General features: G+C 63.0%; 27 protein-coding genes. 10 read left to right on the top strand and 17 right to left on the bottom strand.

Translation table 11 applies throughout. The annotated features are described in order from the left end of the window. Position 1 precedes the first annotated feature (1 nt). From BLT75_RS00375 to BLT75_RS00365, 3 genes are read right to left on the bottom strand one after another with little or no spacing between them, the layout of a single operon-like run. A complete protein-coding gene (locus tag BLT75_RS00375) occupies positions 2 to 1645 on the bottom strand; it encodes a hypothetical protein (RefSeq protein WP_093026737.1) in 1644 nt (547 codons plus the stop codon). Continuing rightward, a complete protein-coding gene (locus BLT75_RS00370) occupies positions 1642 to 3201 on the bottom strand; it encodes a glucosamine inositolphosphorylceramide transferase family protein (protein ID WP_143028488.1) in 1560 nt (519 codons plus the stop codon). The genes BLT75_RS00375 and BLT75_RS00370 overlap by 4 nt, the downstream gene beginning before the upstream one ends. Beyond that, positions 3194 to 5710 (bottom strand): condensation domain-containing protein, encoded by a 2517-nt coding sequence (locus BLT75_RS00365; protein WP_093026735.1) that lies wholly within the window; start codon positions 5708 to 5710, stop codon positions 3194 to 3196. Before BLT75_RS00365 ends, BLT75_RS00370 begins: the two co-directional genes overlap by 8 nt. 381 nt (positions 5711 to 6091) lie before the next feature. Between BLT75_RS00365 and BLT75_RS24270 the strand changes: the two genes are divergently transcribed. The 3 genes from BLT75_RS24270 to BLT75_RS25035 all read left to right on the top strand — a co-directional run bounded on the left by BLT75_RS24270 (position 6092) and on the right by BLT75_RS25035 (position 7258). Further along, a complete protein-coding gene (locus BLT75_RS24270; RefSeq protein ID WP_176827786.1) occupies positions 6092 to 6412 on the top strand; it encodes a hypothetical protein in 321 nt (106 codons plus the stop codon). Between the two features lie 50 nt (positions 6413 to 6462). Further along, positions 6463 to 6954: a YciE/YciF ferroxidase family protein gene (locus tag BLT75_RS24265; protein WP_176827784.1), complete on the top strand. Its 492-nt coding sequence runs from the start codon at positions 6463 to 6465 to the stop codon at positions 6952 to 6954. A 181-nt stretch (positions 6955 to 7135) separates the two neighbouring features. Then, a complete protein-coding gene (locus BLT75_RS25035) occupies positions 7136 to 7258 on the top strand; it encodes a hypothetical protein (RefSeq protein WP_281243109.1) in 123 nt (40 codons plus the stop codon). Positions 7259 to 7280: 22 nt separating this feature from the next. Here BLT75_RS25035 and BLT75_RS00355 read toward each other — a convergent pair whose 3' ends face one another. Genes BLT75_RS00355 through BLT75_RS00345 form a run of 3 tightly spaced genes read right to left on the bottom strand, consistent with a single transcriptional unit; the run spans position 7281 to position 9393 of the window. Further along, a complete protein-coding gene (locus BLT75_RS00355) occupies positions 7281 to 8027 on the bottom strand; it encodes an SDR family NAD(P)-dependent oxidoreductase (protein ID WP_245706296.1) in 747 nt (248 codons plus the stop codon). Next, the gene (locus BLT75_RS00350; RefSeq protein WP_093026733.1) at positions 8024 to 8731 is read right to left on the bottom strand and encodes a hypothetical protein; all 708 of its coding nucleotides are present in this window, start codon (positions 8729 to 8731) and stop codon (positions 8024 to 8026) included. Before BLT75_RS00350 ends, BLT75_RS00355 begins: the two co-directional genes overlap by 4 nt. Further along, the gene (locus BLT75_RS00345; RefSeq protein WP_093027270.1) at positions 8728 to 9393 is read right to left on the bottom strand and encodes an HhH-GDP family DNA glycosylase; all 666 of its coding nucleotides are present in this window, start codon (positions 9391 to 9393) and stop codon (positions 8728 to 8730) included. The genes BLT75_RS00350 and BLT75_RS00345 overlap by 4 nt, the downstream gene beginning before the upstream one ends. Positions 9394 to 9535: 142 nt before the next feature. Between BLT75_RS00345 and BLT75_RS00340 the strand changes: the two genes are divergently transcribed. The 6 genes from BLT75_RS00340 to BLT75_RS00315 are packed head-to-tail and all read left to right on the top strand — an operon-like array spanning position 9536 to position 15333. Then, positions 9536 to 9790, top strand: a complete 255-nt coding sequence (locus BLT75_RS00340; protein ID WP_093026732.1) for a hypothetical protein — start codon at positions 9536 to 9538, stop codon at positions 9788 to 9790. Between the two features lie 19 nt (positions 9791 to 9809). Beyond that, on the top strand, positions 9810 to 10001 hold the full coding sequence (locus BLT75_RS00335) for a hypothetical protein (RefSeq protein WP_093026731.1): 192 nt from the start codon (positions 9810 to 9812) through the stop codon (positions 9999 to 10001). A gap of 38 nt (positions 10002 to 10039) precedes the next feature. Continuing rightward, positions 10040 to 10771 (top strand): acetoacetyl-CoA reductase, encoded by a 732-nt coding sequence (gene phbB / locus BLT75_RS00330; protein ID WP_093026730.1) that lies wholly within the window; start codon positions 10040 to 10042, stop codon positions 10769 to 10771. Positions 10772 to 10815: 44 nt separating this feature from the next. After that, positions 10816 to 12702: a PHA/PHB synthase family protein gene (locus BLT75_RS00325; RefSeq protein ID WP_093026729.1), complete on the top strand. Its 1887-nt coding sequence runs from the start codon at positions 10816 to 10818 to the stop codon at positions 12700 to 12702. Between the two features lie 43 nt (positions 12703 to 12745). Then, a complete protein-coding gene (locus tag BLT75_RS00320; RefSeq protein ID WP_176827782.1) occupies positions 12746 to 14146 on the top strand; it encodes a bifunctional enoyl-CoA hydratase/phosphate acetyltransferase in 1401 nt (466 codons plus the stop codon). After that, entirely contained in the window at positions 14143 to 15333 is a 1191-nt protein-coding gene (locus BLT75_RS00315) for an acetate/propionate family kinase (RefSeq protein WP_093026727.1), read from the top strand. Before BLT75_RS00320 ends, BLT75_RS00315 begins: the two co-directional genes overlap by 4 nt. A 40-nt stretch (positions 15334 to 15373) precedes the next feature. On the opposite strand, the gene BLT75_RS00310 is transcribed toward BLT75_RS00315, so the two are convergent. The 10 genes from BLT75_RS00310 to atpD all read right to left on the bottom strand — a co-directional run bounded on the left by BLT75_RS00310 (position 15374) and on the right by atpD (position 22471). Beyond that, positions 15374 to 15634 carry a CBS domain-containing protein gene (locus BLT75_RS00310; protein WP_093026726.1) on the bottom strand — a complete coding sequence of 87 codons (261 nt, stop codon included), beginning with the start codon at positions 15632 to 15634 and terminating at the stop codon, positions 15374 to 15376. 220 nt (positions 15635 to 15854) lie between these two features. After that, positions 15855 to 16739 (bottom strand): F0F1 ATP synthase subunit gamma, encoded by an 885-nt coding sequence (locus BLT75_RS00305; protein WP_093026725.1) that lies wholly within the window; start codon positions 16737 to 16739, stop codon positions 15855 to 15857. Then, the gene (locus BLT75_RS00300) at positions 16726 to 18255 is read right to left on the bottom strand and encodes an alternate F1F0 ATPase, F1 subunit alpha (protein ID WP_093026724.1); all 1530 of its coding nucleotides are present in this window, start codon (positions 18253 to 18255) and stop codon (positions 16726 to 16728) included. The genes BLT75_RS00305 and BLT75_RS00300 overlap by 14 nt, the downstream gene beginning before the upstream one ends. Further along, positions 18252 to 19064, bottom strand: coding sequence for a F0F1 ATP synthase subunit delta (locus BLT75_RS00295; protein WP_093026723.1), 813 nt, complete (start codon positions 19062 to 19064; stop codon positions 18252 to 18254). The genes BLT75_RS00300 and BLT75_RS00295 overlap by 4 nt, the downstream gene beginning before the upstream one ends. Positions 19065 to 19068: 4 nt before the next feature. Beyond that, the gene (locus BLT75_RS00290; RefSeq protein ID WP_093026722.1) at positions 19069 to 19347 is read right to left on the bottom strand and encodes a F0F1 ATP synthase subunit C; all 279 of its coding nucleotides are present in this window, start codon (positions 19345 to 19347) and stop codon (positions 19069 to 19071) included. A gap of 2 nt (positions 19348 to 19349) precedes the next feature. After that, positions 19350 to 20063, bottom strand: a complete 714-nt coding sequence (locus BLT75_RS00285) for a F0F1 ATP synthase subunit A (RefSeq protein WP_093026721.1) — start codon at positions 20061 to 20063, stop codon at positions 19350 to 19352. Next, on the bottom strand, positions 20054 to 20353 hold the full coding sequence (locus BLT75_RS00280; protein ID WP_093026720.1) for an N-ATPase subunit AtpR: 300 nt from the start codon (positions 20351 to 20353) through the stop codon (positions 20054 to 20056). The genes BLT75_RS00285 and BLT75_RS00280 overlap by 10 nt, the downstream gene beginning before the upstream one ends. A gap of 45 nt (positions 20354 to 20398) precedes the next feature. After that, positions 20399 to 20689, bottom strand: coding sequence for an AtpZ/AtpI family protein (locus BLT75_RS00275; RefSeq protein WP_093026719.1), 291 nt, complete (start codon positions 20687 to 20689; stop codon positions 20399 to 20401). Next, the gene (locus BLT75_RS00270; protein WP_093026718.1) at positions 20689 to 21078 is read right to left on the bottom strand and encodes a F0F1 ATP synthase subunit epsilon; all 390 of its coding nucleotides are present in this window, start codon (positions 21076 to 21078) and stop codon (positions 20689 to 20691) included. Before BLT75_RS00270 ends, BLT75_RS00275 begins: the two co-directional genes overlap by 1 nt. Next, positions 21068 to 22471, bottom strand: a complete 1404-nt coding sequence (gene atpD / locus BLT75_RS00265; RefSeq protein ID WP_245706295.1) for a F0F1 ATP synthase subunit beta — start codon at positions 22469 to 22471, stop codon at positions 21068 to 21070. The genes BLT75_RS00270 and atpD overlap by 11 nt, the downstream gene beginning before the upstream one ends. Positions 22472 to 22747: 276 nt before the next feature. Here atpD and BLT75_RS00260 point away from each other — a divergent pair, with 276 nt between their 5' ends. After that, positions 22748 to 22933, top strand: coding sequence for a CBS domain-containing protein (locus BLT75_RS00260; RefSeq protein ID WP_093026716.1), 186 nt, complete (start codon positions 22748 to 22750; stop codon positions 22931 to 22933). A gap of 126 nt (positions 22934 to 23059) precedes the next feature. Here the strand turns inward: BLT75_RS00260 and BLT75_RS00255 are convergent, their stop codons facing one another. Then, positions 23060 to 23824 carry a Crp/Fnr family transcriptional regulator gene (locus BLT75_RS00255; RefSeq protein ID WP_093026715.1) on the bottom strand — a complete coding sequence of 255 codons (765 nt, stop codon included), beginning with the start codon at positions 23822 to 23824 and terminating at the stop codon, positions 23060 to 23062. Positions 23825 to 24013 lie beyond the last annotated feature (189 nt).

Genomic DNA, 24013 nt, shown 5'->3' with positions numbered 1-24013 from the left:
CTCAACCGGATGAGGGCGGGCCAAACACCCGAATGCGGCGCTGTACCGATCCGTCCCCGTCCGGACCCGTGGGCGCCAATTCGAAATCCAGAGTGTCCCCGGCATCGAGCATCACCGACAGGCCGCCCAGCGAAAACCGCTCTGGTGTGATCTTGGGTACGTCCAGCACCACCTCGCCATTGTGGCGGATGATCAACCGTGAACGCTCGGTCTTGGGTGAAGCCTGCCACCACCCCTCGACACGATAGGCGCCTCCCCTGGGCGCGGTGAAGCGTTCAATGGCGTGATAGGGTTCGCCTTGAAACCGGGCCGTGGTGATCCATTTGTCGCCGATTTGCAGGGGCCTCAGATCAGGCGCACCGCGATAACTGGTCCAGTTCCAGTCCATCATCTCGAGCGTCGTCAACTCGCCCCACGGAAGCAGGGCAAGATAGCTCCAGGGCGGTTGGCTGAACTGATACTTGGTGTCTGCGACCACTTGCGGATCCTCGACCGAAACCCGAAGCCCCTCTCCGAACAGGATGACCGGCCTGTCCGAAAGCTGCGCCACGGGCGCGATGGGCCTGCCCCGCGTATCGACATAGTCTGCCTGCCCCTCGACATGCAGCCGCGCGCCGCTGCCCCATGCAACAAAGCCCCTCCCGCCTGTACCGAACTCGAACAGCCGCACCGTCGGCACATCGCTGCGTGACCTCACAGGCCCCAGCGGCAAGAGCCGCGATTGCAGCAGGAGAAAGGCATCCTCCGCGGGTTTCGCAGTTACGCCATCCTTCTCCAGCAGCCCCATGTTCGGCCACCATGGTTCGTCTATCAGCGCGTACCAGTAGGCCTCGCGCACACCCACCGCAGCCATCTGGGCGACCATCTTGACCATATAGTCCGGCGCTTCCCCGGCATCGTCGAACCATTTTCCAAACTCGGTCACATGGATCGGCTTTTCACCGCCGAATTCCCGCATCAGATCCTTCAACCGGTCCAACTCCATCATGACCGTGTCGGGATTGTCACGATAGGGATGCACCGATATGCCGTCACAAGCCTGCAACCCGCCCTTTTGAAAGAACGCGCGAAGAAAGCCCATGGCGATGGTGTTCAGCCCGGTGCAGATGATTTGCGCATCCGGATGGTCCCGGTCCAGCCTGTCGCTCACCGCCCGGACCGTTTCGGCAAGTTTGCCTGGCTTGTCGCGCACGAAAGGGCCCGAGACGAAATCATCGGAATTCACCTCGTTTCCGATCTCGATCTGGATGTTGCCCACTCCGTAATGTGCGAAAATGGCGCTGATGTAGCCTGCCAGACCGGCGATGCCATCCTCCGAATACGGCGTCTTGCCGTAGTCATAATGCCGGTTATCATCGGTCATGACGATCAGGGGCGTAAGACCGATTTCGATCAGCGGCCTCATGTAATGGTCAGCCTCGGAAAAGTCGTAGAAACCCTTCACCTCCTCCACCCGCGACCAACTCAGTTCGTCACGTACCGCCGGAGCGCCCAGCCGCTTGGCCTCGCCGATCAGCCGCGTCGGCCAGCCCTGCTGAAAATGTGTCTGCACACCAAGAACGAAACCTGGCGCTGGCTCTTCGGCCGGGGCCGCTCCCCCCAGCGTCATCGCCAGACCGGCAAGGATTGCGCTTGCGGCCTTCATTCGCCGCACCAGTCGAAAACATACTGGTCTCCGACCACGCTCAGATGATGCAGCGCCAGACTGCCCGGTTTGTCCTTGGGGGTCAGTTGCCATGCCAGACGCTCCTCATAGCCCTCGCCATCGAGACGAAGGACTTCCATCAGGTTCAGGCCATAACCATAGACGCCAAAGCTGTTGTTCTGCGAGGGCCGGTACAAGCGCCCCCGGTGCCGGATGATGGCCCCGGCGTTGCGGGCCAGATCAGCCCCGAAAACGACCGGGTTCTTAGGATGTGGGGAGATCGAGTTCAGATCAGGACCATCGACGGCAAAAAGGTAGAGTTCGCTGGAATGGTCCTGGAACGCGTAATGATCGGACAGGTTCGTCAACAGCCACCATTGCCCGTGATCGTCGCGAAAAAGGCTCGATTCAGCCAGGTACTGCCCCTCGAAAGCGGTCGCATGCAAAACCCATTCGGTAGGGAAATCGGTCGCCCTCCAAACCTCGAGACGGCGGGACTGCTGCGTTTCAGGGATCATGAAGATGTCAGAACCTTCGGAAAACACGAAAGGAAAAGACAGGTGATAGGGGCGCGTCAAGGCCGTAACCGAAGGCCCGGTGCCTCCTGGCAGAAGCCGGGCCGCCTCGATCCAACCGTTGCCCCCGCCGCCGCTCATCGCCTCGTAAAAGACCCACAGCTCTCCCTGATGTTCGAAAAGGAAAGGATCCGCCATGATCTGCCTGCGGTCCGGCAGATCCGCCGCCTCCATCGGGTTGATCGCGGTCACGGACCCTGTGCCATGGGCAACGCGCCAGAACTGGCGCGCCCGGTTTTGGCGCTCACGTATCCGTTCGGAAAACTTGCGGAAAGAAGTGCGGGCAAAGGCGCCTGCATAAGACAGTACATCCCCGAGAGCCGGTGGCGCCGGCGCGATCAGGGGTGTCCCGGAACCCTGCGGAACGGCACGCCTGTCGGCAAGTTCGCTCAAGGCATGATGCAGGAACAGAACCGATTTTTCCGCAACGAAAGCTCCGGTCAGAACCGCACCGGGCTTGGGGTTGTAGCTTGTCCGCCGGATCGTGACCGGCGCGGGAGACGCGCTGTGCCGCTGCGTGATTTCGACCTCGACGCGGGGTTTCGCGCGCAAGTCCGGCACAGTCCAGATCCAGCCTGGATCAGCAGCCCCGCCATAGGACAGCATCCATTCCCCGAACCGGGCCAGTGCAAGCTGCTCGGCCGCCAGTCGCTTCGCACCGAGCACCAGCGCCAGGTCGAAGGCCCCTGACCCGGCATCTGGCGCGACCTCGGGCAAGCCCGCCATCAAGCGCACAGCCTTCCGGGTGTCATAGGGAAGAATCCGGCGGCCGACGACAAACCGTTCAAGACCCAGAAAGCCACGCAAACTGATGGGCAGCGGGTCAGCCCGCTGGCCAGCCGTACCGGCGATCCGCCCACAAATCACGACCTTCGGGTCCGCGCTCAACCGGTCGATCAACAGCGCCTCGGCATCAGTCAGATCGTGCAGCGCATCGACAACCAGCACAATCCGCAAGGGCGGATGTAGGGGATCACTCATCCGAAGTTCGGACCGCGTTCAACCTTGCAGCCTTGACATCAAGGACCCCGATGATCCGCCCGAAACCCGACCGCATCAAGGCATCCCCGTGCCAGCCGTTGACGGGGAAGACCGCCACATCCGGCAACAGCAGGTCAGACCAGCCGAGGACCCCATCGCGCGGGACCATCCCCTGCGAGCGGGTCACGAAAAGCGCGACCTCGCCGTCATAGTGCGCGAATGTATAGGCCTTGGTCTGTTCAACCAGGCGGTCGACCGTCGCATCGACCAGAATTGCGGTTTCATCCTTTGCCGGCGACCGGCTGAACATGGAAAGCAGCTTGGCCGCGAAATCATTCTGCCGCAGGACATCGCCCCAGCCGATCTCGCCCTGCCGCCGCAGGCCCAGATAGTAGCGCAGCCGCCTCAGCCGGATCCGCCACCGGTCAAGCCCCCGCTCGAAGGCAGAAAACGCCTTGATCGCGCCGGGCGCCCAGGTATCGATCATCGCTACGCATGAAACGGTCTGCCCCTTGTCCTTCAGCCTTTGTGCAAGCCGAAGCGCCACCCGACCATCCACGCAGAGCCCGCACAGCATCAAGGGCCGCCCGGAATAGCGTTCGAGAACAGGCGAAAGCGCCTCGTCGACCGCCTTGTCAAAGCCCGCCTGTTCCAGCGTGTTCAACTGGGCCATCCCCGGCACGTTCAGGCTTGCCACCGCGCAATCCGATGTCATCTGACGCGCCAGGGCCTGATACATGAACGGCTGATTCACCGTGATCAGCACCGGCGCCCCGGTCGAAGACTTCCGCAACTCGAACAGATCCCAGATCGCGCCCGGTTGCGACTCCAGGGCCTTTTGCGGAGCGGCCAGCGGCTGCGCTTTTTCCAGCAGAGCCGCAAGGCCCTCGACTGTCGGCTCGGCCAGAAAGGCATTAAGGCTTGGGCGCACCCCAAAGCATTCGCCGACCTTTGACAGCATCCGCAACGCCAGAACCGAATACCCTCCGAGATCGAAGAAGTTGCCCGTAACCTTTTCGGCCGGCAAGGCCAGAACCTCCGACCAGATCTCCCGCAACCGCGACACGACTTCGGACTGCCGCTCCGCCGGTTCGGCTGCCGGCCTGGCGCGGATCTCGGGGGGCACCAACTCCCCGACAAGCTCGGCCCGTACATCCGGAACTCCGCTGTCAATCTCGTGGATCCGCGTCTCGACCCGGTGCATCAGCCCGTCAAACACCTCGACGACCAGCTTCGACAGCCGCTCGATCGTCACCTCATCGAAGAGATCGGCGTTATAGTCGATAACCATTCGCCAGCCCGCATTCCGGCCAACGATGTTCACGTTCAGATCATAGAGCGTACCCGGCGAATGCGACTGGACCGACACCAGTTCGACCGAACCGTAGGTGCGCTCTTTCAGAAAGGCCCTTTGCAGGTTGAACATGATCGAAACCAGCGGAATGCGCAGCGGGTCCCGAGGCGGGTTCAGAACCTGGACAAGCCGGTCAAACGGTAGCGTCTGATGCGCCAGCGCACCGTTGACCACGTCACGGGTCCGCTTGGCATGATCGGACAGAGACGCATCCGGGTCCACGTCAAAGCGCAGCACGATCGGATTGGTGAAGATCCCGATCAGCGGCTCCAGATCCACCTCGTTCCGGCCGGCGACCTGAATCGCGAAACTGACATCCCGGCGCGAAGAAATCCGTTCAAGGGCAATGCCGAAGGCGGCCGTCCCCAGCGCAAAGACCGAGGTTTCCAGCGCCTTCGCCGTCTCGGCGAGGCGGGTTTCGAAATCCGCGGGCAGATCGGCCGCAAAGCTGCGGCTTTCCGGCTCCTTGGCCCGGCGCGGCCGATCCGGGGGAAGCTCGAAATAGCGCATCCCCTCAAGGGTCTGCCGCCAATATTCCTCATCCTCGGCGAAGGCGCCGCTCGCCTCGTAATCGGCCTGCCACATCGCGAAATCGCCATATTGCAGCTGCAGTTCGGGCAGATCGGCGGGCTTGCCTTCTTCCTTCGCGGCCAAAAACGACCCCAACTCGTGGCCCAGCACCCCGATGGAATAGCCGTCGAAAACGCTGTTGTGCACCGAGATCAGCAGCGCGGCGCGTTGCGTCTCGATCCGCACCATCGCAACCCGCAACAGGCCGGCCTCACTCAGGTCAAACGGTTCTTCTGCATGTTCGCGCGCGATCTGCCGCAGCTTCTCGTCACGCGCTGCCTCGGGCAGGTTCCGGATATCAAGCCGATTCAGCTTGAACTCGACCCGCCGCATCACCTCCTGAAGCGGTTCCCCATCGCGTTCCACGAACCGGGTGCGGAATACCTCGTGACGATCCACGATCTTCTGGAATGCGGCCTCGACAGCATCGCTGCTCACGGGTCCTCGCAGTTCCCATCGGACCGCGATATTCAACCCGCGATTGCCTGGATGGATCTGATCCATGAACCAGGCGCGCTTTTGCGTTATCGAGGTAGGGAAGGTTCCGACAACGTCATCGGAACTCAATGCATTGATGTCAACCATTTCTTACCTTCTGCCACCTGCCTTCTGCCGGGCCGAAAATGACGAGTTGCACGGCGTCTTGCGAAAGGCTTGCAACAGCCATGCCGAAAAAAATATGCCCCGAGTGTCCACTTCCTGTCGTCCGTGAGTCAAATGAAATCCGCCGATTTCAAGCCCATCAACCGCAGACCCGTACCGGATCGACACGGGAAAACCCGACAAACGGCCCGTCTGCACAAGTAAACCTGGCCTGCCAGGGCAGCGGTTAGAACACGGCGCTAACGCCGGTTAAGGCGCACGTCCCCTCTGGATCGCATACTTTCCCGAACAAGCATCGCAGGAGGTCCGCCATTTGACGCGGTAGCTGCCAAAGATGCCCTCGCGAACCGCCAAGGAGCAGACATGACCAACACTCTCTCGGACCAACCCACAGCATGGTTCATCGCCATCTTGGCACTCGCGGCATGCTGGCCGATCGCGCAGGCGTTGCGACACGAAAAGCTTCATCCACTTGCGGCTTATCTGCTGTTCACCTCGTTGCTGGTGCTTGTCTCGGCGGCCGCGTTCTGGATCCTGATCCGGGTTGCCAGCACGGTTTTCGCACCCGGCGCGTTGGATCGGACCGGTTTCGCCGTTGCGATCATCCTTTTGTCTCTTGCGCCAGGATTTGCCGCCGCACGCTGGATCGTGCGACGCCCGCAATGGCGCCGCATGCCGAAGTGAGGTGCAGATCACCGGAACAGGCAAACACACCCAACTGGAAAGGCAAACCAATGAAAGTGAACGATTTTCAGGATCTCTACATCGCCGAACTTTCGGAACTGCGTTCCGTCGAGGCTCAGATGGCAGATCATCTGGGAGCCCTGGCAACGCAGGCGACAAACACGTCGCTTGCGGACGCGATTACGGCCCACCGCAACGCGACGGAGAACCATCGCGACCGGATCGACACGCTTCTGCAGGGACACGGCGCAACAGCCGGGGACAGTCACGACGACGCCTCGATGCATGCGATCCTCGCCGAGACGGACAAATGGGCGGAGATGATCGACGACAGCAACCTCAGGGATGCCGGGCTGATCGCCTCGCTTCAACGCATGGAGCACTACGAAATCGCGGTACTGGGCACACTGGCAAGCTGGGCCAGCAAGCTCGGATACGATCACGATGCCACGGTTCTGTCGGGAATCCTCGAAGACGACAAGGTGTGCGATGCCCGTCTGACCCAAATTGCCCAGAACGGCATTGACACGAAGTTGCATTGACAAGGACGCACCGCCGCGACCCAGCACCCTCCCGGTCGCGGCGAGACGGCCTTTTCGTCAGCCCAGCTTTCCAAGCCATTTTGATTACTGGTCTGGATCTCTGAACACTGCTTTTGTCCACATTCCTCGCACGCACAGAACCTGTGCCTTTGGGTTTTCATGGCCTGACGGGCGGTGCCGCATGGTTCAGAGGAAGGCACAGCCGATCCGCCAACCGATGATCGGCCGGGAAATCGGCGGGATCGACGGCGTGGTTCGGTTTGTGCTTAGGGAATTCCTGCCGCTTGGTGATGTCGGTTACTAGCGCGCGGTATAGCCGCCATCGATCACAAAAGCTCGGAGCCGACCACGAACTTGACGTCGCCGGATGCGAGATAGGCTATCCCGGCGGCGATGTCTTCGGGCACACCGACATGGCCGACCGGATGCAACTCGTCGAGATGCGCGAGGAACGTCTCCGGCCCATCTTCGGAGGCTTCGGCCATGGCCTCGACCAGCGGAGTCCAGATGAACCCGACATTGATCGAATTGACCCGGATGCCCTCTTTTGCATAGAGAACCGTGTCGGTCTTGCTCATCTCGCGCACGGCTCCCTTCGAGGCATCGTAGGGCGGGATGTCGGGCGCGCCGACAATGCCATAGATCGAAGACAGGTTGACGATACTGCCTCCCCCGTTCTGCCGCATATGCGGGGTCGCGGCCTTGGTGCAGCAGAAGACGCCGTTGACATTGACGTCCATGACCTTGCGCCATTCCTCCGACGTGACCTCGTCAGTCGGCTTGTCGGCACCGAAGATACCGGCGTTGTTGACGACGACATCGACTCCACCAAACCTGTCGGCGACTTCGCCGAATACCGTTTCGACCGCATCCTCGTCCGTCACGTCTAGATGCCAGTATTCGGCGGTGCCTCCGTGCCCGACGATGTCTTCGCACAGGCTCTGGCCGTCGTAGTCTTCGATGTCGGTGATCGTGACCCTGGCGCCTTCTTCGGCCAGCCTCAGGCAGGTGGCCTTGCCTATGCGATGGGCACCGCCGGTAACGATGCAGGTTCTGCCATCGAGCCGTTTCATTGTGATTTCTTTTCCTGAAGCTGCGTTCGAACGAGGAGGCCGGGCCGATCCAAAGGCGTGCCGCGCCGTTCCAGATGTGGCGCGAAGAGCCGCGACAGCGCATCGCCGTAGGACCGGTTGGCAAGGGTCCCGAGGTGCAACGGATCGATCGCCAACGCAATCGATGGAAGATCGGGCGCTTCGAGTGCAACCGTTCTCCCTGTCCAGCCGCCGACCGCGACTCGACATATCTCGGCCCGACAGCCGCCGTTTCGGAACAGCATCCGGGACTTGCGCACCGTTTGCGGAAAGACCCGACCGTCCCGCGCGTCAATCGCGGCCAGAAGATGCGCAGGTGACAGGCTGGCGGCTCTTGGCAGGTCGCCATGCAGGCTCAAGGCTCCGGCGAGCCTGTGGCGGCCCGAAGCCGTCAGCGGGAACTCACTTGTAAACGGCATCGTCCAATACTGGATCCTGCCCACATCCCCTTCGCGACGCTTGATTTCGAGACGGCGACCGGATCGCAACTTCACCAGTATCCGGTCGCTGGCTGCGTGGACGAGATAGATGTCGCTGCGGCGTTCGGCAGCGACCAGCGGCCAGTTGCTGTTCAGAATGGCTATGGCCGGGTGCCCCGGTCGTGGCCAGACACGATATTCGTAACGCCCGTCGTTCCCAGTCGGAGCCTGAATGCTTTCCGAAATGACGAATTCGCGGGGCGTCATGACGCTGCTCCTTCCCCGGTTTCGAGCAGCCGGGACCGGTCGATGCCCTTCAACTCTGCCCGGACAAGCCCCGTGACAAGATGTGGATAGCTTTCCCGACCTGCCCATTCGGCGAGGGTGTCGGGAGTCTCGGGCACACCGAGTCGCTTCGCGGCGTTCCGTGCCATCCTGTCGAGAAACGGATAGTGTTCAGACCAGACCATCTGCATTTCGCGAAAGAAGATGTCGGCCCCGACATCTCCGACCCCCTTGAACGCCCTCAGCGCCGCCCGCTCGACCTCGGGATCGCGGCCCGACGCCTCGCGGAGCTTGCGCAGGTCCCCTTCATACTCGTCCTGCGCGCGCTCTGCCGTTTCGCCCAGCATGCGGGCTGTTCTTGCGTCGATGCGCGCATAGCCGGCACGGTTGAGCACCTCGACGCGGTCGTCCCAACTGCTCTGAGCCATTCGATCAGCCGTCGTCCAGCCTGCATCGGACAGGGCGCGGGCCGCCTCGATCGCGATCTCATGAGAAATCCGGGCGCTCATCACAAGCGCGCCGCAAAGCCATTGAAACAGAACCGACGGGGAATTCCGCGCCAGATCGAGGCCGAGTTCCTCGGAAAACAGTGTTCCATGGCGGTCAAGCAATCGATCAAGGACAAGGTCGGTCTCGGTCGTCATTTTGGGGCCATCCCCCTTTTTGGTCATGACCCGCATTCAGCCAAACCGCAGAGGTTCGGTCGTTAACGCGCGTTAATGCCGACTGGTGCAAGAAAGGTCAGCCTGCGACCCAGCGCCAATCGCCGCGAAAAGGAGGCAACACATGGACCGCCTGAGTATCGTTCTGATCTTCATGACCGGGCCTGCCCTCGTGGGCGGTCTGCTAATCCTCGTCCTGTCGCTGGGCTACTACAACTGGCAGCCGATCGCGGCGGCGATTGCCATCGGGTTGATCCTGACGTGGCCCGCCGCATACGCAGTGTCGCGCTGGATCAAGCGGGATGATCCCGGGTGGCGATCCAGAAGCGGCAAGACCGATTCCAAGCCGGACGACAGCGTCGATTTTCCCGAAACCTGATCTCGTCTAAGGAGATCTCATGTCGCAGACCAAGGTGAGGCTCTGCCATGCCCGGCGGATGCCCACGGGACGTTCCGGCGGGATGCTCGCCTCCAGGCCAGCCCCCGCTTCAGGTGCCTCGGTCAAGCGCGGCGGGACTGGTCGTGGCCTGGTGTCGTTCTGCATCGGCGGCGGCCGGGACATCGCCTTGATACTTGAGCGCGACATGTGACCCCGGCAATCGAGCAAACCCAAGAAAGGGAGCAGCTTATGGCAGCAAAACAGCGAACCGCCCTCGTCACCGGAGGTGTGCAGGGCCTCGGTGCAGCGGCCGCACGTGCGCTCGCCGAAGCCGATGTGGTGGTGGCCGTCGGGCATCTCGGCTGCGGCGCGCAGGCCGAGGCGTTCGGCCGCGAGACCGGGATACCGGTCTTCGAATGGGATGTCGGCGACTTCGACGCCTGTGCCAGGGGAGTTGCTGACGTGGAAGAGGCGATCGGCCCGATCGACATTCTCGTCAACAATGCCGGCGTCAATCGCGATGGCATGTTTCACAAGATGGACCGCAAGGATTGGGACGCTGTCCTGCGTGTCGATCTCGGTTCGATGTTCAACGTCACGCGACAGGTCATCGGCGGCATGCGCCAGCGCGGGTTCGGACGGATCATCAACATCTCGTCGGTCAACGCTGCGAAGGGCCAGGCGGGCCAGACGAATTACTGCGCCGCCAAGGCGGGCGTCGAGGGCTTCACCCGTGCCCTGGCGCACGAGAGCGCCGGCAAGGGCGTTACCGTCAATGCTATAGCGCCCGGCTATGCCGATACGGCCATGGTCGCGGCGCTGCCCGACGACATCCTGGACCAGATCCTTGCAAAGGTGCCGCTATCGCGCCTGGCCGAGCCTGATGAGATCGGCCGCTGCGTGCGGTTTCTCGCCTCGCAGGATGCAGGGTTCATCACCGGCGCGACCCTGCCGGTCAATGGCGGCCTGCTTATGGGCTAGACACCCCGCCATCAGCAAAGACCGCGAACGCAACGAGGAGCATCATGCCCGACACCAAAGCAGTGACCGAAGATCTAAAGACAAAGGCAGCCGGGGAAACCTCCAGGCAGAGCCCGGACAGCAAGGAACCCTCGGGCTCCCAGGAGGAAGAACGTAGCGGTCTCCATGCCGAGCCTCCCGAAATCGTCTACACCTCGCCGCTCGAAGCGCTGGATCGTTACAGCACCAAGAGTCTCGACAGGGCCGCCAATGCGCATCTCGCGCGCTTCACGCTTGGCGTCTCGCCCTATGGGTTGTCATCGACCTTCTTCACCTGGTGGGTGCATCTCATGGGGGCGCCCGGCAAGCAGGTGCAACTGATGGAAAAGGCGGCCCGCAAGGCCATGCGGCTTGGCATCTACGCAGGGCAGCTTGCCCGCGACCCTGAAACGCCGCCCTGCATCAAGCCTCTGCCCCACGATCACCGTTTCGAGCACGAGGCCTGGCAGACATGGCCCTACAACCTGATCTACCAGGCTTTCCTGCTGAGCCAGCAATGGTGGTACAACGCCGCCTGCGACATCGATGGGGTCAGCGCGCGCGATGAGCAGGTCGTGTCGTTTCTCAGCCGGCAGATGCTCGACATGATCTCGCCGTCGAATTTCATAGCGACGAACCCCGAAGTTGCGCAGACGACCCTGCGCGAAGGCGGCGCGAACCTGCTGCGCGGCTATCAGAACTTTCTCGAAGACTGGGAACGGGCGGTATCCGGCAAGCTGCCGATCGGGACCGAAGACTACCTGCCGGGGCGCGACGTGGCCACGACGCCGGGCAAGGTGGTGTTCCGGAACCGCCTGCTGGAACTCATCCAGTATGCGCCGACGACCGGGAAGGTGAAGCCCGAACCGATCCTGATCGTGCCGGCCTGGATCATGAAGTATTACATCCTCGATCTCAGCCCGCACAATTCGCTGGCCCGCTATCTGGTGGACCAGGGATTCACCGTCTTCATGGTCTCGTGGCGGAACCCGACGGCCGAGGATCGCGACAAGGGGATGAACGACTATTTCGGCGCCGTGGCCGAGGCGATGGATGCCGTTACCGCGATCGTGCCCGATACCGGGATGCACGGTGTCGGCTACTGCCTCGGCGGAACCTTGATGGCGGCGAAAGCCGCACAGATGGCGCGCGACGGCGACGACCGGCTGGCAACGCTGGCTCTGTTCGCCACGCAGACCGATTTCGAGGAGCCCGGCGAATTGCAGCTTTTCGTGAGCGAAAGCGAGGTCGCTTTCCTGGAAAACATGATGTGGGACCAGGGCTATCTCGAGACCAAGCAGATGGCGGGGGCGTTTCAGCTTCTGCGCTCTGCCGACCTGATCTGGTCGCGCTACATCCACGAATACCTGATGGGTCGCCGGCAGGAGATGTTCGACCTGATGGCCTGGAATGCCGACGCGACACGGATGCCCTACAGGATGCACAGCGAATACCTGCGCCAGATCTTCCTTGGCAACGAATTGGCCGAAGGCAAGTACAGGCTGGGCGGGAAACCCATCGCGATAGGTGAGATCGACGTGCCGATCTTCTGTGTCTCGACCACGTCGGACCATGTCGCGCCCTGGCAATCGGTCTACAAGCTGCATCTGCTGGCGGACACGCCGATCACTTTTCTGCTGACCAGCGGCGGGCACAATGCCGGGATCGTCAGCGAACCGGGGCACGAAGGCCGCGAGTTCCGCATCCGGACGACGGGCGAGGACGAGCCCTATGCCTCTCCCGAAGACTGGCTGGCGGCAGCAGACCGCCGCGACGGGTCCTGGTGGCCCGAACTTGTCGCCTGGCTAAGCGAGCGGTCGGGGAAAGAGGTGCCGCCTCCGGGGCTCGGGACAGATACGGCCCCTTATCAGGCGATCGAGAATGCGCCCGGTTCGTATGTCTTCCAACGTTAACCAGATTTCCAGCGCGCGCCGGGGGAGGAACATGGAGCCTGCGATGACCCGCCTCGTGCGCAACCGTCCATTCCCGGATCTCCGGGTCGGCGACACCGAAAGCGTTCGGCGCCTGATCGCCCATACCGACATCCGTTCCTTTGTCACTTTCCTTGGCGATGTGCTGGAGGATTCGGTGGATCTCGAATTGGCCGCCGATCCCGGTTTCCGGGCGGTGCTGTCGCAGGGCGGCATGGCGGTCAGCCTGCTGGTGGGGCTTGTCGCCACGCGCCTGCCGGGGCCCGGAACACGTCTGCGCAGACTTTCCGTCGACATCGGGAACCCTCTGCGCAAGGGGGATGTGGCCGTGGCCGAGGCAACCATTGCCAAGCTGGACGCGGACAGCCGAACGGCAACCCTCGATATACGATGCTCTCGCGCGGACGGCACCCCGATCCTGTCCGGCAGGATCGAGGCGGTCGCGCCGGACGCACCGATCTCTCGCCCGTTCGGCAGGCCGGTGGCCCTTGAAACAGATACACCGCCCGACAGGCTGGAGCAGATCGAAGAGCTTGGCCGCAGGGCCGGACCGGTCCGCACCGCGGTCGTCAATCCGATCGACGCCCCTTCGCTGTCAGGGGCGCTGGACGCAACCGAGGCCGGCTTGATTACACCCGTTCTGATCGCCCCCGAGGCGGCGCTGCGCAAGGCCGCTAGGGACGCCAGACGTGACATGTCAGGCGTGGAGACAATCGATTGCGTGAATGCCGAAGCCGCCGCGAGGAACGCGGCCAGCCTGGCCGCGAAGGGTGAGTGCGGCGCGATCATGAAGGGCAAGATCCACACCGACGCCCTGCTGCATGCCGTGCTGGATCGACGGGAACTGCGAACCGGACGCAAACTCAGCCACGTCTTCGTCGAGGATGTTCCAGGCTATCTGAGGCTTCTGTTCGTTGCGGATGCCGCCGTGAACATCGCGCCCGACCTCTCCACGTTGCGCGATATCGTGCAGAACGCGATCGACCTTGCACATGCGCTTGGCATCGAGCGGCCGCGGGTCGCGATGCTGTCGGCGGTTGAAACCGTGACCGAGACCATCCCCTCCACCATCGCCGCCGCGGCGATCTGCAAGATGGCGGACCGGGGCGAGATCACGGGCGCCGATGTCGATGGGCCACTCGCGATGGACAATGCAGTGTCCGAACAGGCGGCACGGATCAAGGGCATCGCGTCACCCGTCGCGGGCCGGGCCGACATCCTCGTCGCGCCCGACATCGAGGCCGCGAACATCCTCGCCAAGGATCTCGACTATCTGGCCGGGGCCGAGGCGGCGGGCATCGCGCTTGGCGCCAGGGTGCCGATTGCCCTGACCAGCAGGGCCGACACCGCGCGCGAACGACGCGCCTCGGCGGCTCTGGCCGCAATCATGGCGGCCGGCAATGGCCACGGCGGTGACATTCCATGACGGCGAATACCCTCGTCACTCTCAACGCCGGGTCATCGAGCCTGCGCTGTGCGGTGTTCGACCGGACCGACGACGGACCGCGGCCCAGGATCCGCCTGAGCCTGCGCGGACTTCCGGCAAGGATGATCTTGGAACGCCGTGATCTCTGCGCGGACGAGACCGAGGAATTTGAACTCGACCCGCCCGAAGACAAGGCGACGGCACAAGGCGCGGCCCGCGCTACCATGGTGCAGCGACTGGTCGAGGAAGTGGACGAAAAAGCCATCGCGGCGATCTCGCACCGGGTTGTCCATGGCGGGGCGCGCTACGCCGACCCGGTCAAGGTCGACAGTACGGTGCTTTCCCGGCTCGACGCGCTCTCGCCGCTCGCGCCAAGTCATCAGCCGCACAACCTGGACGCCATCCGCGACCTTTCGGAGAGGTTTCCGGGTGTCCCCCAGATCGCCTGTTTCGACACCGCCTTTCACCGCAGCTTGCCGCACAACGACCGAATCTTCGCGCTGCCCAGGCACCTGTCGGAGGAAGGTGTGGTCAGATACGGTTTTCACGGGCTGTCCTATGAACACGTGGCCGCGGCTCTTGCCGGGACCCGGCCCGCGCTTGCAAGGGGTCGGGTCATCGTTGCGCATCTCGGCCATGGGGTGAGCATGTGCGCGCTCAAGGGCGGAACCTCCGTCGCCACGACTATGGGCATGACCGCGCTCGACGGGCTGCCGATGGGCCGTCGCCCCGGAGCGCTCGACCCCGGCATCATTCTCTATCTGATTGAAGAAAGAGGCATGTCCCCGGCGGACCTGCGCGACATGCTCTATGAACGCTCGGGCCTTCTCGGCCTGTCGGGTATCAGCGGTGAAATGCCGGACCTCCTGGCCAGCGACAGCAAGGATGCCGCCCGGGCCGTCGACTTCTTCGTCTACCGCTGCCAACGCGAGATCGGATCCCTGGCCGCAGCGCTTGGCGGGCTCGACGGGCTCGTATTCACCGGCGGCATCGGCGAACACGCGCCCGCGATCCGCAAGCGGATCTGCTCGGACCTCGGTTGGCTCGGCGTGGTCCTGGACGAAGGTGCAAACCGGAAGGGGGCAACGCAACTGTCTGCCGCGCAGGCGCGTGTGACAACGCTGATGATCCCGACCGACGAGGAATCCGTATTGGCCCGGCATGCGGAAGGGCTGTTGCGTTCCTGATCCGCAGACACCGTTGACCAAGGGCGCGCACAAACATGACCTAATGCCTTCCGAACGCGACCTGTTCGGGAGGAGCAATCATTCCTGCTATCCGCCCAATTCCTCGCTGATCCCTTCTGGCGCCGTTTCCGATGATAGCCGTGACGATGTCCCGGTCGGTCAGCATGCCCACGAGACGCCCGTCCTGTTCGACGGGAACCGCGCCGATACCGTTGGCCCGCATGATCTCGGCGACACGTCTGATCCCGGTATTCCAGTGAACCCGGCAGACCTTGCGTGTCATCAGAGAACCGACTTCCATTCTGATGTATCCGCATATGGATCAAGATTTTCGAAACCGCCCCTGTAGCACCGCCATTTTTGAAACCAGATTTATCGCGAGAGCGCCATCACTGGCCTTAACATGCGCTAACGGTGAGGCAAGCCGTCGGGTCCGGCGAAACATGCAGCGCCCCGGCACCCGGAAGGATCCCCCCTCGTACAAGGCGACAGTTCCGGAAGCATGAACTGTGCGGTGACGCTTAGTTGTCCGGAGCGTTGACCGCCTCGAACCCCGATACGATGTCCAGCAATTCGCGGGTAATCGTTTCCTGCCGTTTCAGACGATAGGCCGCGTTCAACTCCTCGCGGCGCTCTTCGATGTTGCGCTCGGCGTTCTGCATCGCCGCCAGACGGGTCGCATGTTCGCTGGCCAGAGCCTCGGCCAGCGCGCGATAGAGGACAACAAAGAGCCGTTGCCGCACCAGCCAGGACAGCAGACGCTCAGGGTCGGCGCGAAAGAACGGCAGCCCCCTGCCCGGCCATCCGTCTTGTACAAGACCCTCCAGATAGCTTTCGGGAATCGGCAGGAGCTGGCGCTCGACGGGCGCCGCACGCGACCGACCCTCGCGGCGGTTGTGAACGACGCGCACATCACCCACGCCGCGACTGCGGGTCCAGCGCTCGATCTCGACAATGACGGAGTGCACAAGGGGCCGCAGGCCGGCCACGGATCCCGGCTGCAGAAACAACCGGTCGACGCTGTGACCAGAGGCATCAAGCCGCGCTGCGGCCCGGGCACCGATGACGGCGAGAATGGCGGTTCGGTCGCTCATGCGCGTTTCGGCATAGCGGGCAATGATTTCGTTGTAGCGACCACATAATCCACGGTCCGAACCGATCACGACAAGTGCTTCTCCCGAGGCGGGGCTTCCGATGGTCCTCGGCAAGGCGAGACCCCGCGCCCGCCTGTCCCCGAGCATCGCCGCAAGGCCGAGGTCAATGGTCTGCTCATATGCCGACATCGCGGCCTCGGCGCGTTCATACTGGCGAATGCTGACGGCCGAGAGCGATTTCATCGTACGAACGATGGACTGGATGTCACCTGTCGTATCCAGCATGTCCGAAAGGGATTCAAGCGTCTCCATTTTTCTGCCCCCGCTCCAATACCTCGCGCATCGCGTCGATCAGCCCTTGGCGGTGCTCGTCGGACAACGGTTCGCCCGCGGTGATCTCTGCACCCAGGTCGGCCAGGTCTTCCCGCATGGCGCGCCGCAGCTTCGTCTCGGCGTCCGGGATTGCGCCCGGCTCCAGATCATCGAAAAGACCCTCGGTCGCGGCGAGCAGAACGGCGATCTGTTCGGGAACCGTCAGGTGATCGTGTTCGTTCTGGGTCAAGACAGCGCGCACGCGTTGCCCGCGGGTCAGTTTGGCCCGCGTCTCCTCGTCGAGTTGTGTGCCGAAGCGGGCGAAGCTCTCCAGTTCCTCGAACTGGGAATAGCTGAGCCGGAGGTTTCCCGCGACGGCGCGGAACGCCGGCAACTGTGCCTTGCCACCGACCCGGCTGACCGAGGTGCCGATGTCGATCGCGGGAAGGTGCCCCTTCTCGAACAGGTCCGGCGAAAGGTAGATCTGCCCGTCGGTGATCGAAATGAGATTGGTCGGGATAAAGGCCGAGATGTTCTGTGCCTGGGTCTCGATCACCGGAAGCGCGGTCAGCGATCCGCCACCATGTTCGGCGCGCAGATGCGTGGCGCGTTCCAGCAGCCGGGAATGGATGTAGAAAATGTCGCCGGGATAGGCCTCGCGCCCCGGAGGACGGCGCAGCAGCAAGGACAATTCCCTGTAGGCCCGGGCATGCCGGGTGAGATCGTCGTAGACAAGGAGCACATCGCGGCCCTTCGCCATGAAATACTCGGCCATCGTGGTCGCGGCATAGGGCGCGATGAACTGCAGACCCGGCGCGTCGTCGCCGCCTGCAACCACCACGATGGTCCGATCGAGCGCGCCGGCCTTTCGCAGGTCATGTACGACGCGCGCAACCGCCGACGCGCGCTGCCCGATGGCGCAGTAGACCGAGATCACCCCGCTGTCTTGCTGGTTGAGAATGGCGTCGACGGCGATGGCTGTCTTGCCGGTCTGCCGGTCGCCCACGATCAGTTCACGCTGCCCACGCCCGATGGGAATGGCTGCGTCGACCGCCTTGATCCCTGTCTGAAGCGGCACCTCGACGGGATCGCGGTGCATGATCGGTGGCGCGGGACGCTCAACAGGCAGGCGGTCCTCGGCATCGATCCTGTCGCCGCCATCCAACGGCCGGCCAAGTCCGTCCACGATCCGGCCCAGAAGCGCCTCGCCGACGGGAACATCGGCAACCCGGCCTGTGCGGCGCAGCCGGTCACCGGGCCGCAGTCCGTCCGTGCTACCCAGGACGATCACGCCAATCTGGCGGCGGCCGAGGCTCGATGCGAGGCCGACAACGCCGTTCGAAAATCGGACCAACTCGTCCGCGTGAAGGTCGGTGAAGCCCGTCACCTGCGCGACCCCGTTACCCACCGACACGATCCGCGCCAGTTCGGCCGTATCCACCTCCGGTCGTACCTTGCGCAAGGCGTGTTCGAGCGGTGCGAAGAAGTCACGCGGGATGTCCTTCAGCGAAATCATCCGGACCCCCTCTCTGCGGTTGCAACATGCTCCTGCTCTGGTCCCCCTCCGTGACTGCCGAGGTCGATCGCTTCGTCGAGTTCGGCCCTGAGCCGGTCGAGATAGCGTGCCGCCGACCATTCCGCCGTCACGCCACCGATGGTCAACCTGACGCCGAGCACCATCTCCTCGTCTTCGCGGTAGTCCACGTCGATATCGCTCGACAGGACGTCATGAAGCGCCCGGGTGATCCGGCGCTTGGCGCTGCTCGTCAGCGCCGCCCCGGTCTCGACCACTGCGGTCTCGGCCTCCGATGCCGCTTCGGTCAGTTTGGCGCGCTTGTCCGGATTGAGAGAGGCCAGTCGGTCGGCGAAGGTCGCGACCAAGCGTTCGGAAATCTCCATATCTGCGTACTCGGCCAGGATATGACCGGTGATGTCGAGAATCTGCTGTCCGGCCTTGCGCTGCAAAGCAGAGACGAAAGCCTCGCGTTCCTCGGCGAGATGGGCGCGCCATGCGTCGCGCTTCTCCTCCATCTCCTTGCGGATCTCGCCTTTCAGCTTTTCGCGCAACTCATCGGCCTCCTCCCGCGCCGAAGAGAGGATGCCCTCCTTGCTTTCCTCCAGTTCCGCCTTCTTCCGCTTCAGGGACGCCGCCTCTTCTTCCGCCTCCTCACGAGCGGCCTTGGCCTCGGCGAGACGTTCCTCGATGCGCTCCTCGCGGCGGCGCATGGCGTTCGTGATCGGCCTGTACAGGAACCTTTGCAGCAGCCAGACCAGGACCAGGAAGTTGACGATCTGGGCCGCGACGGTCAGCCAGTCGATCTGCACGGGCTCAGCCTCCGGCGGTTTGGGTCACGAGATCGATGAACGGATTGGCGAAGATCAGGATCATCGAGACCACGAAACAGTAGATTGCGGTGGATTCGATCATCGCGAGGCTGACGAAGAGCGTCCGCGTGATTGTATCCGAGGCGTCGGGCTGCTGCGCGATGGCCTGCAGCGCCTGCGATGCGGCCCGGCCCTCGGCGAATGCGGGGCCGATGGAGCCGATGGCGATCGTGAGGCCGGCGGTCACGATGGAAATGATGGCGATCCATGTCGCTGGGTCCATGGTCAGTCTCCCTGATCTTTGGAATTTTGCCTGTCACCCTCCTGCCCGGAGGATCGGTCGCGGCTGGCTGATGCGATGTAGACCATCGCCAGAACCGCGAAGATGTAAGCCTGGATCAGCCCGGTGAGCAGACCCAGGAGTTGCAGCAGGATGGGAAAGAAGAACGGTGCAACGCTGATCAGGATGCCGACGATGACCGTCCCGCTCATCACATTGCCGTAAAGGCGGATCGCCAGTGCAACGGTGCGCGACACCTCGCTGATCACGTTGAAGGGCAGCATCAAGGGCGTCGGGCGGACATAAGTCCTGAGATACCCGCCGAGCCCGCGCCGACCGACGGAAAAAAGCGGCACGGCGATCAGCACGCAGATCGCCAGCGCCGCGGTGGTCGACAGCGAGCCGGTTGGCGGCTGGTAGCCCGGCACGATCATCAGCAGATTGGAGGTGGCGATGAACAGGAACAGCGTACCGATGAATGGCAGGTAACGGTCGGGGTCGCCGCTGCCCATGTCGTCGATCTGATCGCGGATCTGGGTGACGATGACTTCGAGCATCACTTGCCAGCGGGATACCTTTTCGCTGTCGCTGAGCCGAGACGTCACCGCCCGGCACCCGATGACAAGAACGGCCATGACGGCCCAGGTGAAGACAATCGTCGCGGTCAGTTCAAGACCGCGCCATTGGTAGAGGACCCATGCGTCGGGGCTTATTTCCATGTTGCCTCCTTCCCGACCCGGTCACGAACCATGCGCGTCGCCGCGATGCGCGCCGCGAGGAAACCCGCAAGCGCGGCCACGAACTCTGGCGCACCCGCGCCAAGCGCGGCCAGCCCCGCCAGAGCGGCGACGACGAGCGCCGTGCGCAGGATCGCGAACGCGATGAAGACCCGTGCCGGGCGTGGACCGGCAAGCGCCCGTGTCGCAACACGCAGGAGCGAAAGATGAAGCGCCCCGAAGACTGCACCCGCGAGGAAGGCCGCCAGAACCAACCCGATATCGAGAGTCATGCGTCACGCTCCTTTCGCTGTTCTGCCGGTCTGCGGACGACAGGGTCAGTCATCGCCCCTGCCCTCCCTTTGTACCCAGTACCAGGCGTTCAGACATCCAAGGGCGACCCCGGCCAGCAGCAGCGCCAGCGTCCAGGACCTTTCGCCCGGCCAGCGCGAGTCGATGTAAAGGCCCAGTGCGATGCCCGCGACCGTCGGCACCGCCACGGCCCACCCGACCATGCCGAACATGCCCAACCCGAACCAGGCGTTGCCGCGGCCTTGCCTGCGGGCCTTTTCCAGCCGCCGGGCCTTTCGCTTGATTTCCCGAGTCTCTTCCGATCCGTCGTCGCTCATCAGCCCAGTCCCTCGAGATCGCGGAACCGCCGGATCATCCCGGCCTCGAGCCGAGCCAGGGCCGCCCGGGCCGCACGTTCGTCCTCGTCCTGCTGGCGGAAATCAAGCTCGACACGCTCACTGAGCCACGCCAGATCGTCGCCCTCGATCGCGCCCTGCACGGCCACGCGCACGTGTCCCCCGCATTTCACCAAGGTGCCGGAATGCAGCGCGACGAAACGGTCGGGCCCTTCCTTTGGCGCGTAGACAAGGATGCCGGGCACAAGTTCGCTGACGAAATCGCCATGGTTGGGCAGGATCCCGAAGTGGCCTTCGGGCGCCTCGGCCACGATCCGGCGCACCTGCACGTCGACGCAGGTTGTCGCGGGCGTAATCACCTCAAGCCGCATCCGTCTTCTCCCGTTCAGGCATCTCGTCCACGGTGCCGATCATGTAGAAATCACCTTCGTCGCGGTCCGGGAACCTGCCCGAAAGGATCGCCTCGCAACTCGACAGCGTGTCCTCGAGAGGCACCAACCGCCCCTCGGCGCCGCTCATCGCCGCCACCGAGAAGAAAGGCTGGGTGAGAAAACGTTCGAGTTGCCGGGCCTGCCGCACCGTGGCGCGGTCCTTCTCAGACAATTCCTCGAGCCCCAGCATCGCGATGATATCCTTGAGCTCCTCATACTCCGCCAAAGTGTTGCGCACGGAGCGGGCCACCCGGTAATGTCGGTCGCTGACCGCGCCGGGGGTCAGCAGCTTGGAAAAGGATCGCAGCGGGTCGATGGCCGGGTAAAGCCCTTCGGACGCCTTCTTGCGCGACAGGACGATCGACGCCGACAGGTGGGCGAAGGTATGCGTTGCGGCGGGATCGGTGAAATCGTCGGCCGGAACATAGACGGCCTGGATCGAGGTCATCGCGCCGCGCTCGGTCGAACAGATGCGTTCCTCGAGATCGGCCAGTTCGGTGCCGAGTGTCGGCTGATACCCGACGCGGCTGGGAATGCGCCCCAGCAGCCCCGACACCTCGGAACCGGCCTGCACGAAACGGAAGATATTGTCGATAAGCACCAGCACGTCGCGGCGCAGCTCGTCGCGGAAATACTCGGCCATGGTCAATGCCGCGTGCCCGACCCGAAACCGTACGCCGGGACTTTCGTTCATCTGGCCAAAAACCATCACGGTATTGTCGAGAACTCCCGCATCGCGCATCTCGCGATAGAGTTCCTCGGCCTCGCGGCAGCGTTCGCCGATGCCGCAGAACAGGCTGACGCCATCGTATTCGGCGACCATGTTGTGGATCATCTCGGTGATCAGCACCGTCTTGCCCACGCCGGCGCCACCAAAAAGCCCCGCCTTGCCTCCGCGCTCGATCGGGCTCAGAAGGTCGATGGCCTTGATGCCGGTTTCGAACAGCGCGCTGTCGACCCGCCGCCGCGAGAGCGGGACCGGATCGCGCAGGATGGGCCTCCGGCTCGTATCGCCGAGCGGTTCTCCGCCGTCGATCGTTTCGCCGAACACGTTGAACATGCGCCCCAGAACGGCCTCGCCCACCGGCACGCGGATGGGCGAACCGGTATCGCGCACACCAAGGCCCAATCGCAGCTGCGGGTTGGGGTTCATCACCAGCCCCCGAACCATGTCCCGGGCCGGAAGCGAGGCGACCTCGATGGTGATTTCCGGATCGCTCAGCGTCAGCAGGCGCGAAGCGTAGGACGGAAGCGGACCGGTATCGAAACGGACATCCACGATGCCGCCTTCGATGGAAACGATGTGTCCCACACCGGTTTTTGTCCCGTCCATCCGATTGTCCATTCCAATCCGCAACGCTGTCCCCGGCCGCACAGCGTGAGACCGGGCCAGCCCCTTCAACAGCAAAGGCGTAGTACCGGCATTAACGCAGGTAAAGGCGCGCCGTCCTCGAACTGATGATCCTGCAGCTGTGCCATCGGGTCAAGAAGCATGGGGAACCAAGGGGATGCAGTCGAAAGCGGGGCGCGGGGTCCGGAGGCTCCCGATCCTGATCACTCTGTCCGACTTGGGCGGCACGACATGCGACCCAGCCTGAGGAGGCTGACGATGGGCTGCAATCTGAAGAACCGGTATTTCCTGGGCCTTAGGGATTTCGCGCCGGACGAGGTCCAACTGAGCGTAGGCATCGCCACCAACCGCGACCTTGTCCTGCGCGGACTACCGAAGTTCCTCGGCAAAGACATACGTGACTTCATGATCGGCGACGTGATGTCGCCGCATCCCATCACCTGACGCATGAATCAGAGCGCCGACCAAGCCGCGGCGATCTTGCGGGACGAAACAGTCAGATAGCTTATACCCCCGAGAACATCCCAGAGCTATCAGCCGGACGGCGCTTGGAGAGATCAACGAGGCACGCTAGGCGGCGGTTGGTCCATTCTCCACGATGATATGTTCGCGCAACATGCTCACATCAATTTCGGCAATCTTGGCAAGCGCGTCCAGGTCATGGATCACGATGTCCATGTGATCCGCCATGCTGATCACCCCACCGCGCGTCAAACGTCTGATCGTTCGGCAGACGTGGACAGACGACAGGCCGGTGTATTCGCCAAGAAGTTGCTGAGTGAGCGGTAAATGGTAGCTGTTTCCCGTCGCCTCGCCAATCGCGGACACGCGCAGACAAAGCTCTATCAGCGCATAGGCGATGCGGGCTTCGGCCGAGGCCTTGCCCAGGCGCAGCATGCGTTCCGACATTCTAGATTGCGCCGCGGCGATGCTGTCGGCATGAAACTGCAGGACGGAGGGGTCATCTTCGTTGAGCTGCATCCAGTCGGAGCGAGGCACAACCGCGATCCTGGCATACGAGAGCGTTTCGATCTGAACCGTACTGGTTGACCCCTTCGCCGAGGACGGATCGATGATCCCGCCCGGCAAAATGATATCCACGATCTGCCGTGCGCCGTCCTCCATCGACTTTGAGAGGGCGAGCCAACCCGAGATCACGACATAGACCGAGGCGCTGTCTCCGCCTTCCAGCTTCACAGTCGTTCCAGCTTGGAAGCCGCGCTTGTTCGCCTTGAGTACGCGCGCCAGATCTGGCGACGCCCCAAGGAAAGGAACTTCCCAATCCGGTCCAAATACATCGAGTTCCGTAGCAGAGCCTGCTACCTTGTTTTCCATTGGCGGCCCCCGTTGCGTTAGAGATCTTGGGAAATCCTGATAAATAAGCAGGATTCACAAACCCGGTTTACGGGTTCACCCAAACTCTCGAGAATTATCAGTGCGCAAATGGTAACATACAGCCGCTTCAGCGCAACCCGAGATCGCCGGAACTCAGAAAACCTCCTGTTTCATTGCGCGTCTTTCTGA

Origin of the sequence: Ruegeria marina (assembly GCF_900101475.1) — a bacterium.
Lineage (GTDB): Bacteria > Pseudomonadota > Alphaproteobacteria > Rhodobacterales > Rhodobacteraceae > Ruegeria_B > Ruegeria_B marina.
This window is presented reverse-complemented; position numbering and strand designations above follow the sequence as displayed.

Excerpts from the sequence above, each read along its gene's own strand:
- BLT75_RS00375 (WP_093026737.1), bottom strand. The coding sequence starts at position 1,645 with ATGAAGGCCGCAAGCGCAATCCTTGCCGGTCTGGCGATGACGCTGGGG.
- BLT75_RS00370 (WP_143028488.1), bottom strand. The coding sequence starts at position 3,201 with ATGAGTGATCCCCTACATCCGCCCTTGCGGATTGTGCTGGTTGTCGAT.
- BLT75_RS00365 (WP_093026735.1), bottom strand. The coding sequence starts at position 5,710 with ATGGTTGACATCAATGCATTGAGTTCCGATGACGTTGTCGGAACCTTC.
- BLT75_RS24270 (WP_176827786.1), top strand. The coding sequence starts at position 6,092 with ATGACCAACACTCTCTCGGACCAACCCACAGCATGGTTCATCGCCATC.
- BLT75_RS24265 (WP_176827784.1), top strand. The coding sequence starts at position 6,463 with ATGAAAGTGAACGATTTTCAGGATCTCTACATCGCCGAACTTTCGGAA.
- BLT75_RS25035 (WP_281243109.1), top strand. The coding sequence starts at position 7,136 with ATGGTTCAGAGGAAGGCACAGCCGATCCGCCAACCGATGATCGGCCGG.
- BLT75_RS00355 (WP_245706296.1), bottom strand. The coding sequence starts at position 8,027 with ATGAAACGGCTCGATGGCAGAACCTGCATCGTTACCGGCGGTGCCCAT.
- BLT75_RS00350 (WP_093026733.1), bottom strand. The coding sequence starts at position 8,731 with ATGACGCCCCGCGAATTCGTCATTTCGGAAAGCATTCAGGCTCCGACT.
- BLT75_RS00345 (WP_093027270.1), bottom strand. The coding sequence starts at position 9,393 with ATGACGACCGAGACCGACCTTGTCCTTGATCGATTGCTTGACCGCCAT.
- BLT75_RS00340 (WP_093026732.1), top strand. The coding sequence starts at position 9,536 with ATGGACCGCCTGAGTATCGTTCTGATCTTCATGACCGGGCCTGCCCTC.
- BLT75_RS00335 (WP_093026731.1), top strand. The coding sequence starts at position 9,810 with ATGTCGCAGACCAAGGTGAGGCTCTGCCATGCCCGGCGGATGCCCACG.
- phbB (WP_093026730.1), top strand. The coding sequence starts at position 10,040 with ATGGCAGCAAAACAGCGAACCGCCCTCGTCACCGGAGGTGTGCAGGGC.
- BLT75_RS00325 (WP_093026729.1), top strand. The coding sequence starts at position 10,816 with ATGCCCGACACCAAAGCAGTGACCGAAGATCTAAAGACAAAGGCAGCC.
- BLT75_RS00320 (WP_176827782.1), top strand. The coding sequence starts at position 12,746 with ATGACCCGCCTCGTGCGCAACCGTCCATTCCCGGATCTCCGGGTCGGC.
- BLT75_RS00315 (WP_093026727.1), top strand. The coding sequence starts at position 14,143 with ATGACGGCGAATACCCTCGTCACTCTCAACGCCGGGTCATCGAGCCTG.
- BLT75_RS00310 (WP_093026726.1), bottom strand. The coding sequence starts at position 15,634 with ATGGAAGTCGGTTCTCTGATGACACGCAAGGTCTGCCGGGTTCACTGG.
- BLT75_RS00305 (WP_093026725.1), bottom strand. The coding sequence starts at position 16,739 with ATGGAGACGCTTGAATCCCTTTCGGACATGCTGGATACGACAGGTGAC.
- BLT75_RS00300 (WP_093026724.1), bottom strand. The coding sequence starts at position 18,255 with ATGATTTCGCTGAAGGACATCCCGCGTGACTTCTTCGCACCGCTCGAA.
- BLT75_RS00290 (WP_093026722.1), bottom strand. The coding sequence starts at position 19,347 with ATGGACCCAGCGACATGGATCGCCATCATTTCCATCGTGACCGCCGGC.
- BLT75_RS00285 (WP_093026721.1), bottom strand. The coding sequence starts at position 20,063 with ATGGAAATAAGCCCCGACGCATGGGTCCTCTACCAATGGCGCGGTCTT.
- BLT75_RS00280 (WP_093026720.1), bottom strand. The coding sequence starts at position 20,353 with ATGACTCTCGATATCGGGTTGGTTCTGGCGGCCTTCCTCGCGGGTGCA.
- BLT75_RS00275 (WP_093026719.1), bottom strand. The coding sequence starts at position 20,689 with ATGAGCGACGACGGATCGGAAGAGACTCGGGAAATCAAGCGAAAGGCC.
- BLT75_RS00270 (WP_093026718.1), bottom strand. The coding sequence starts at position 21,078 with ATGCGGCTTGAGGTGATTACGCCCGCGACAACCTGCGTCGACGTGCAG.
- atpD (WP_245706295.1), bottom strand. The coding sequence starts at position 22,471 with ATGGACGGGACAAAAACCGGTGTGGGACACATCGTTTCCATCGAAGGC.
- BLT75_RS00260 (WP_093026716.1), top strand. The coding sequence starts at position 22,748 with ATGGGCTGCAATCTGAAGAACCGGTATTTCCTGGGCCTTAGGGATTTC.
- BLT75_RS00255 (WP_093026715.1), bottom strand. The coding sequence starts at position 23,824 with ATGGAAAACAAGGTAGCAGGCTCTGCTACGGAACTCGATGTATTTGGA.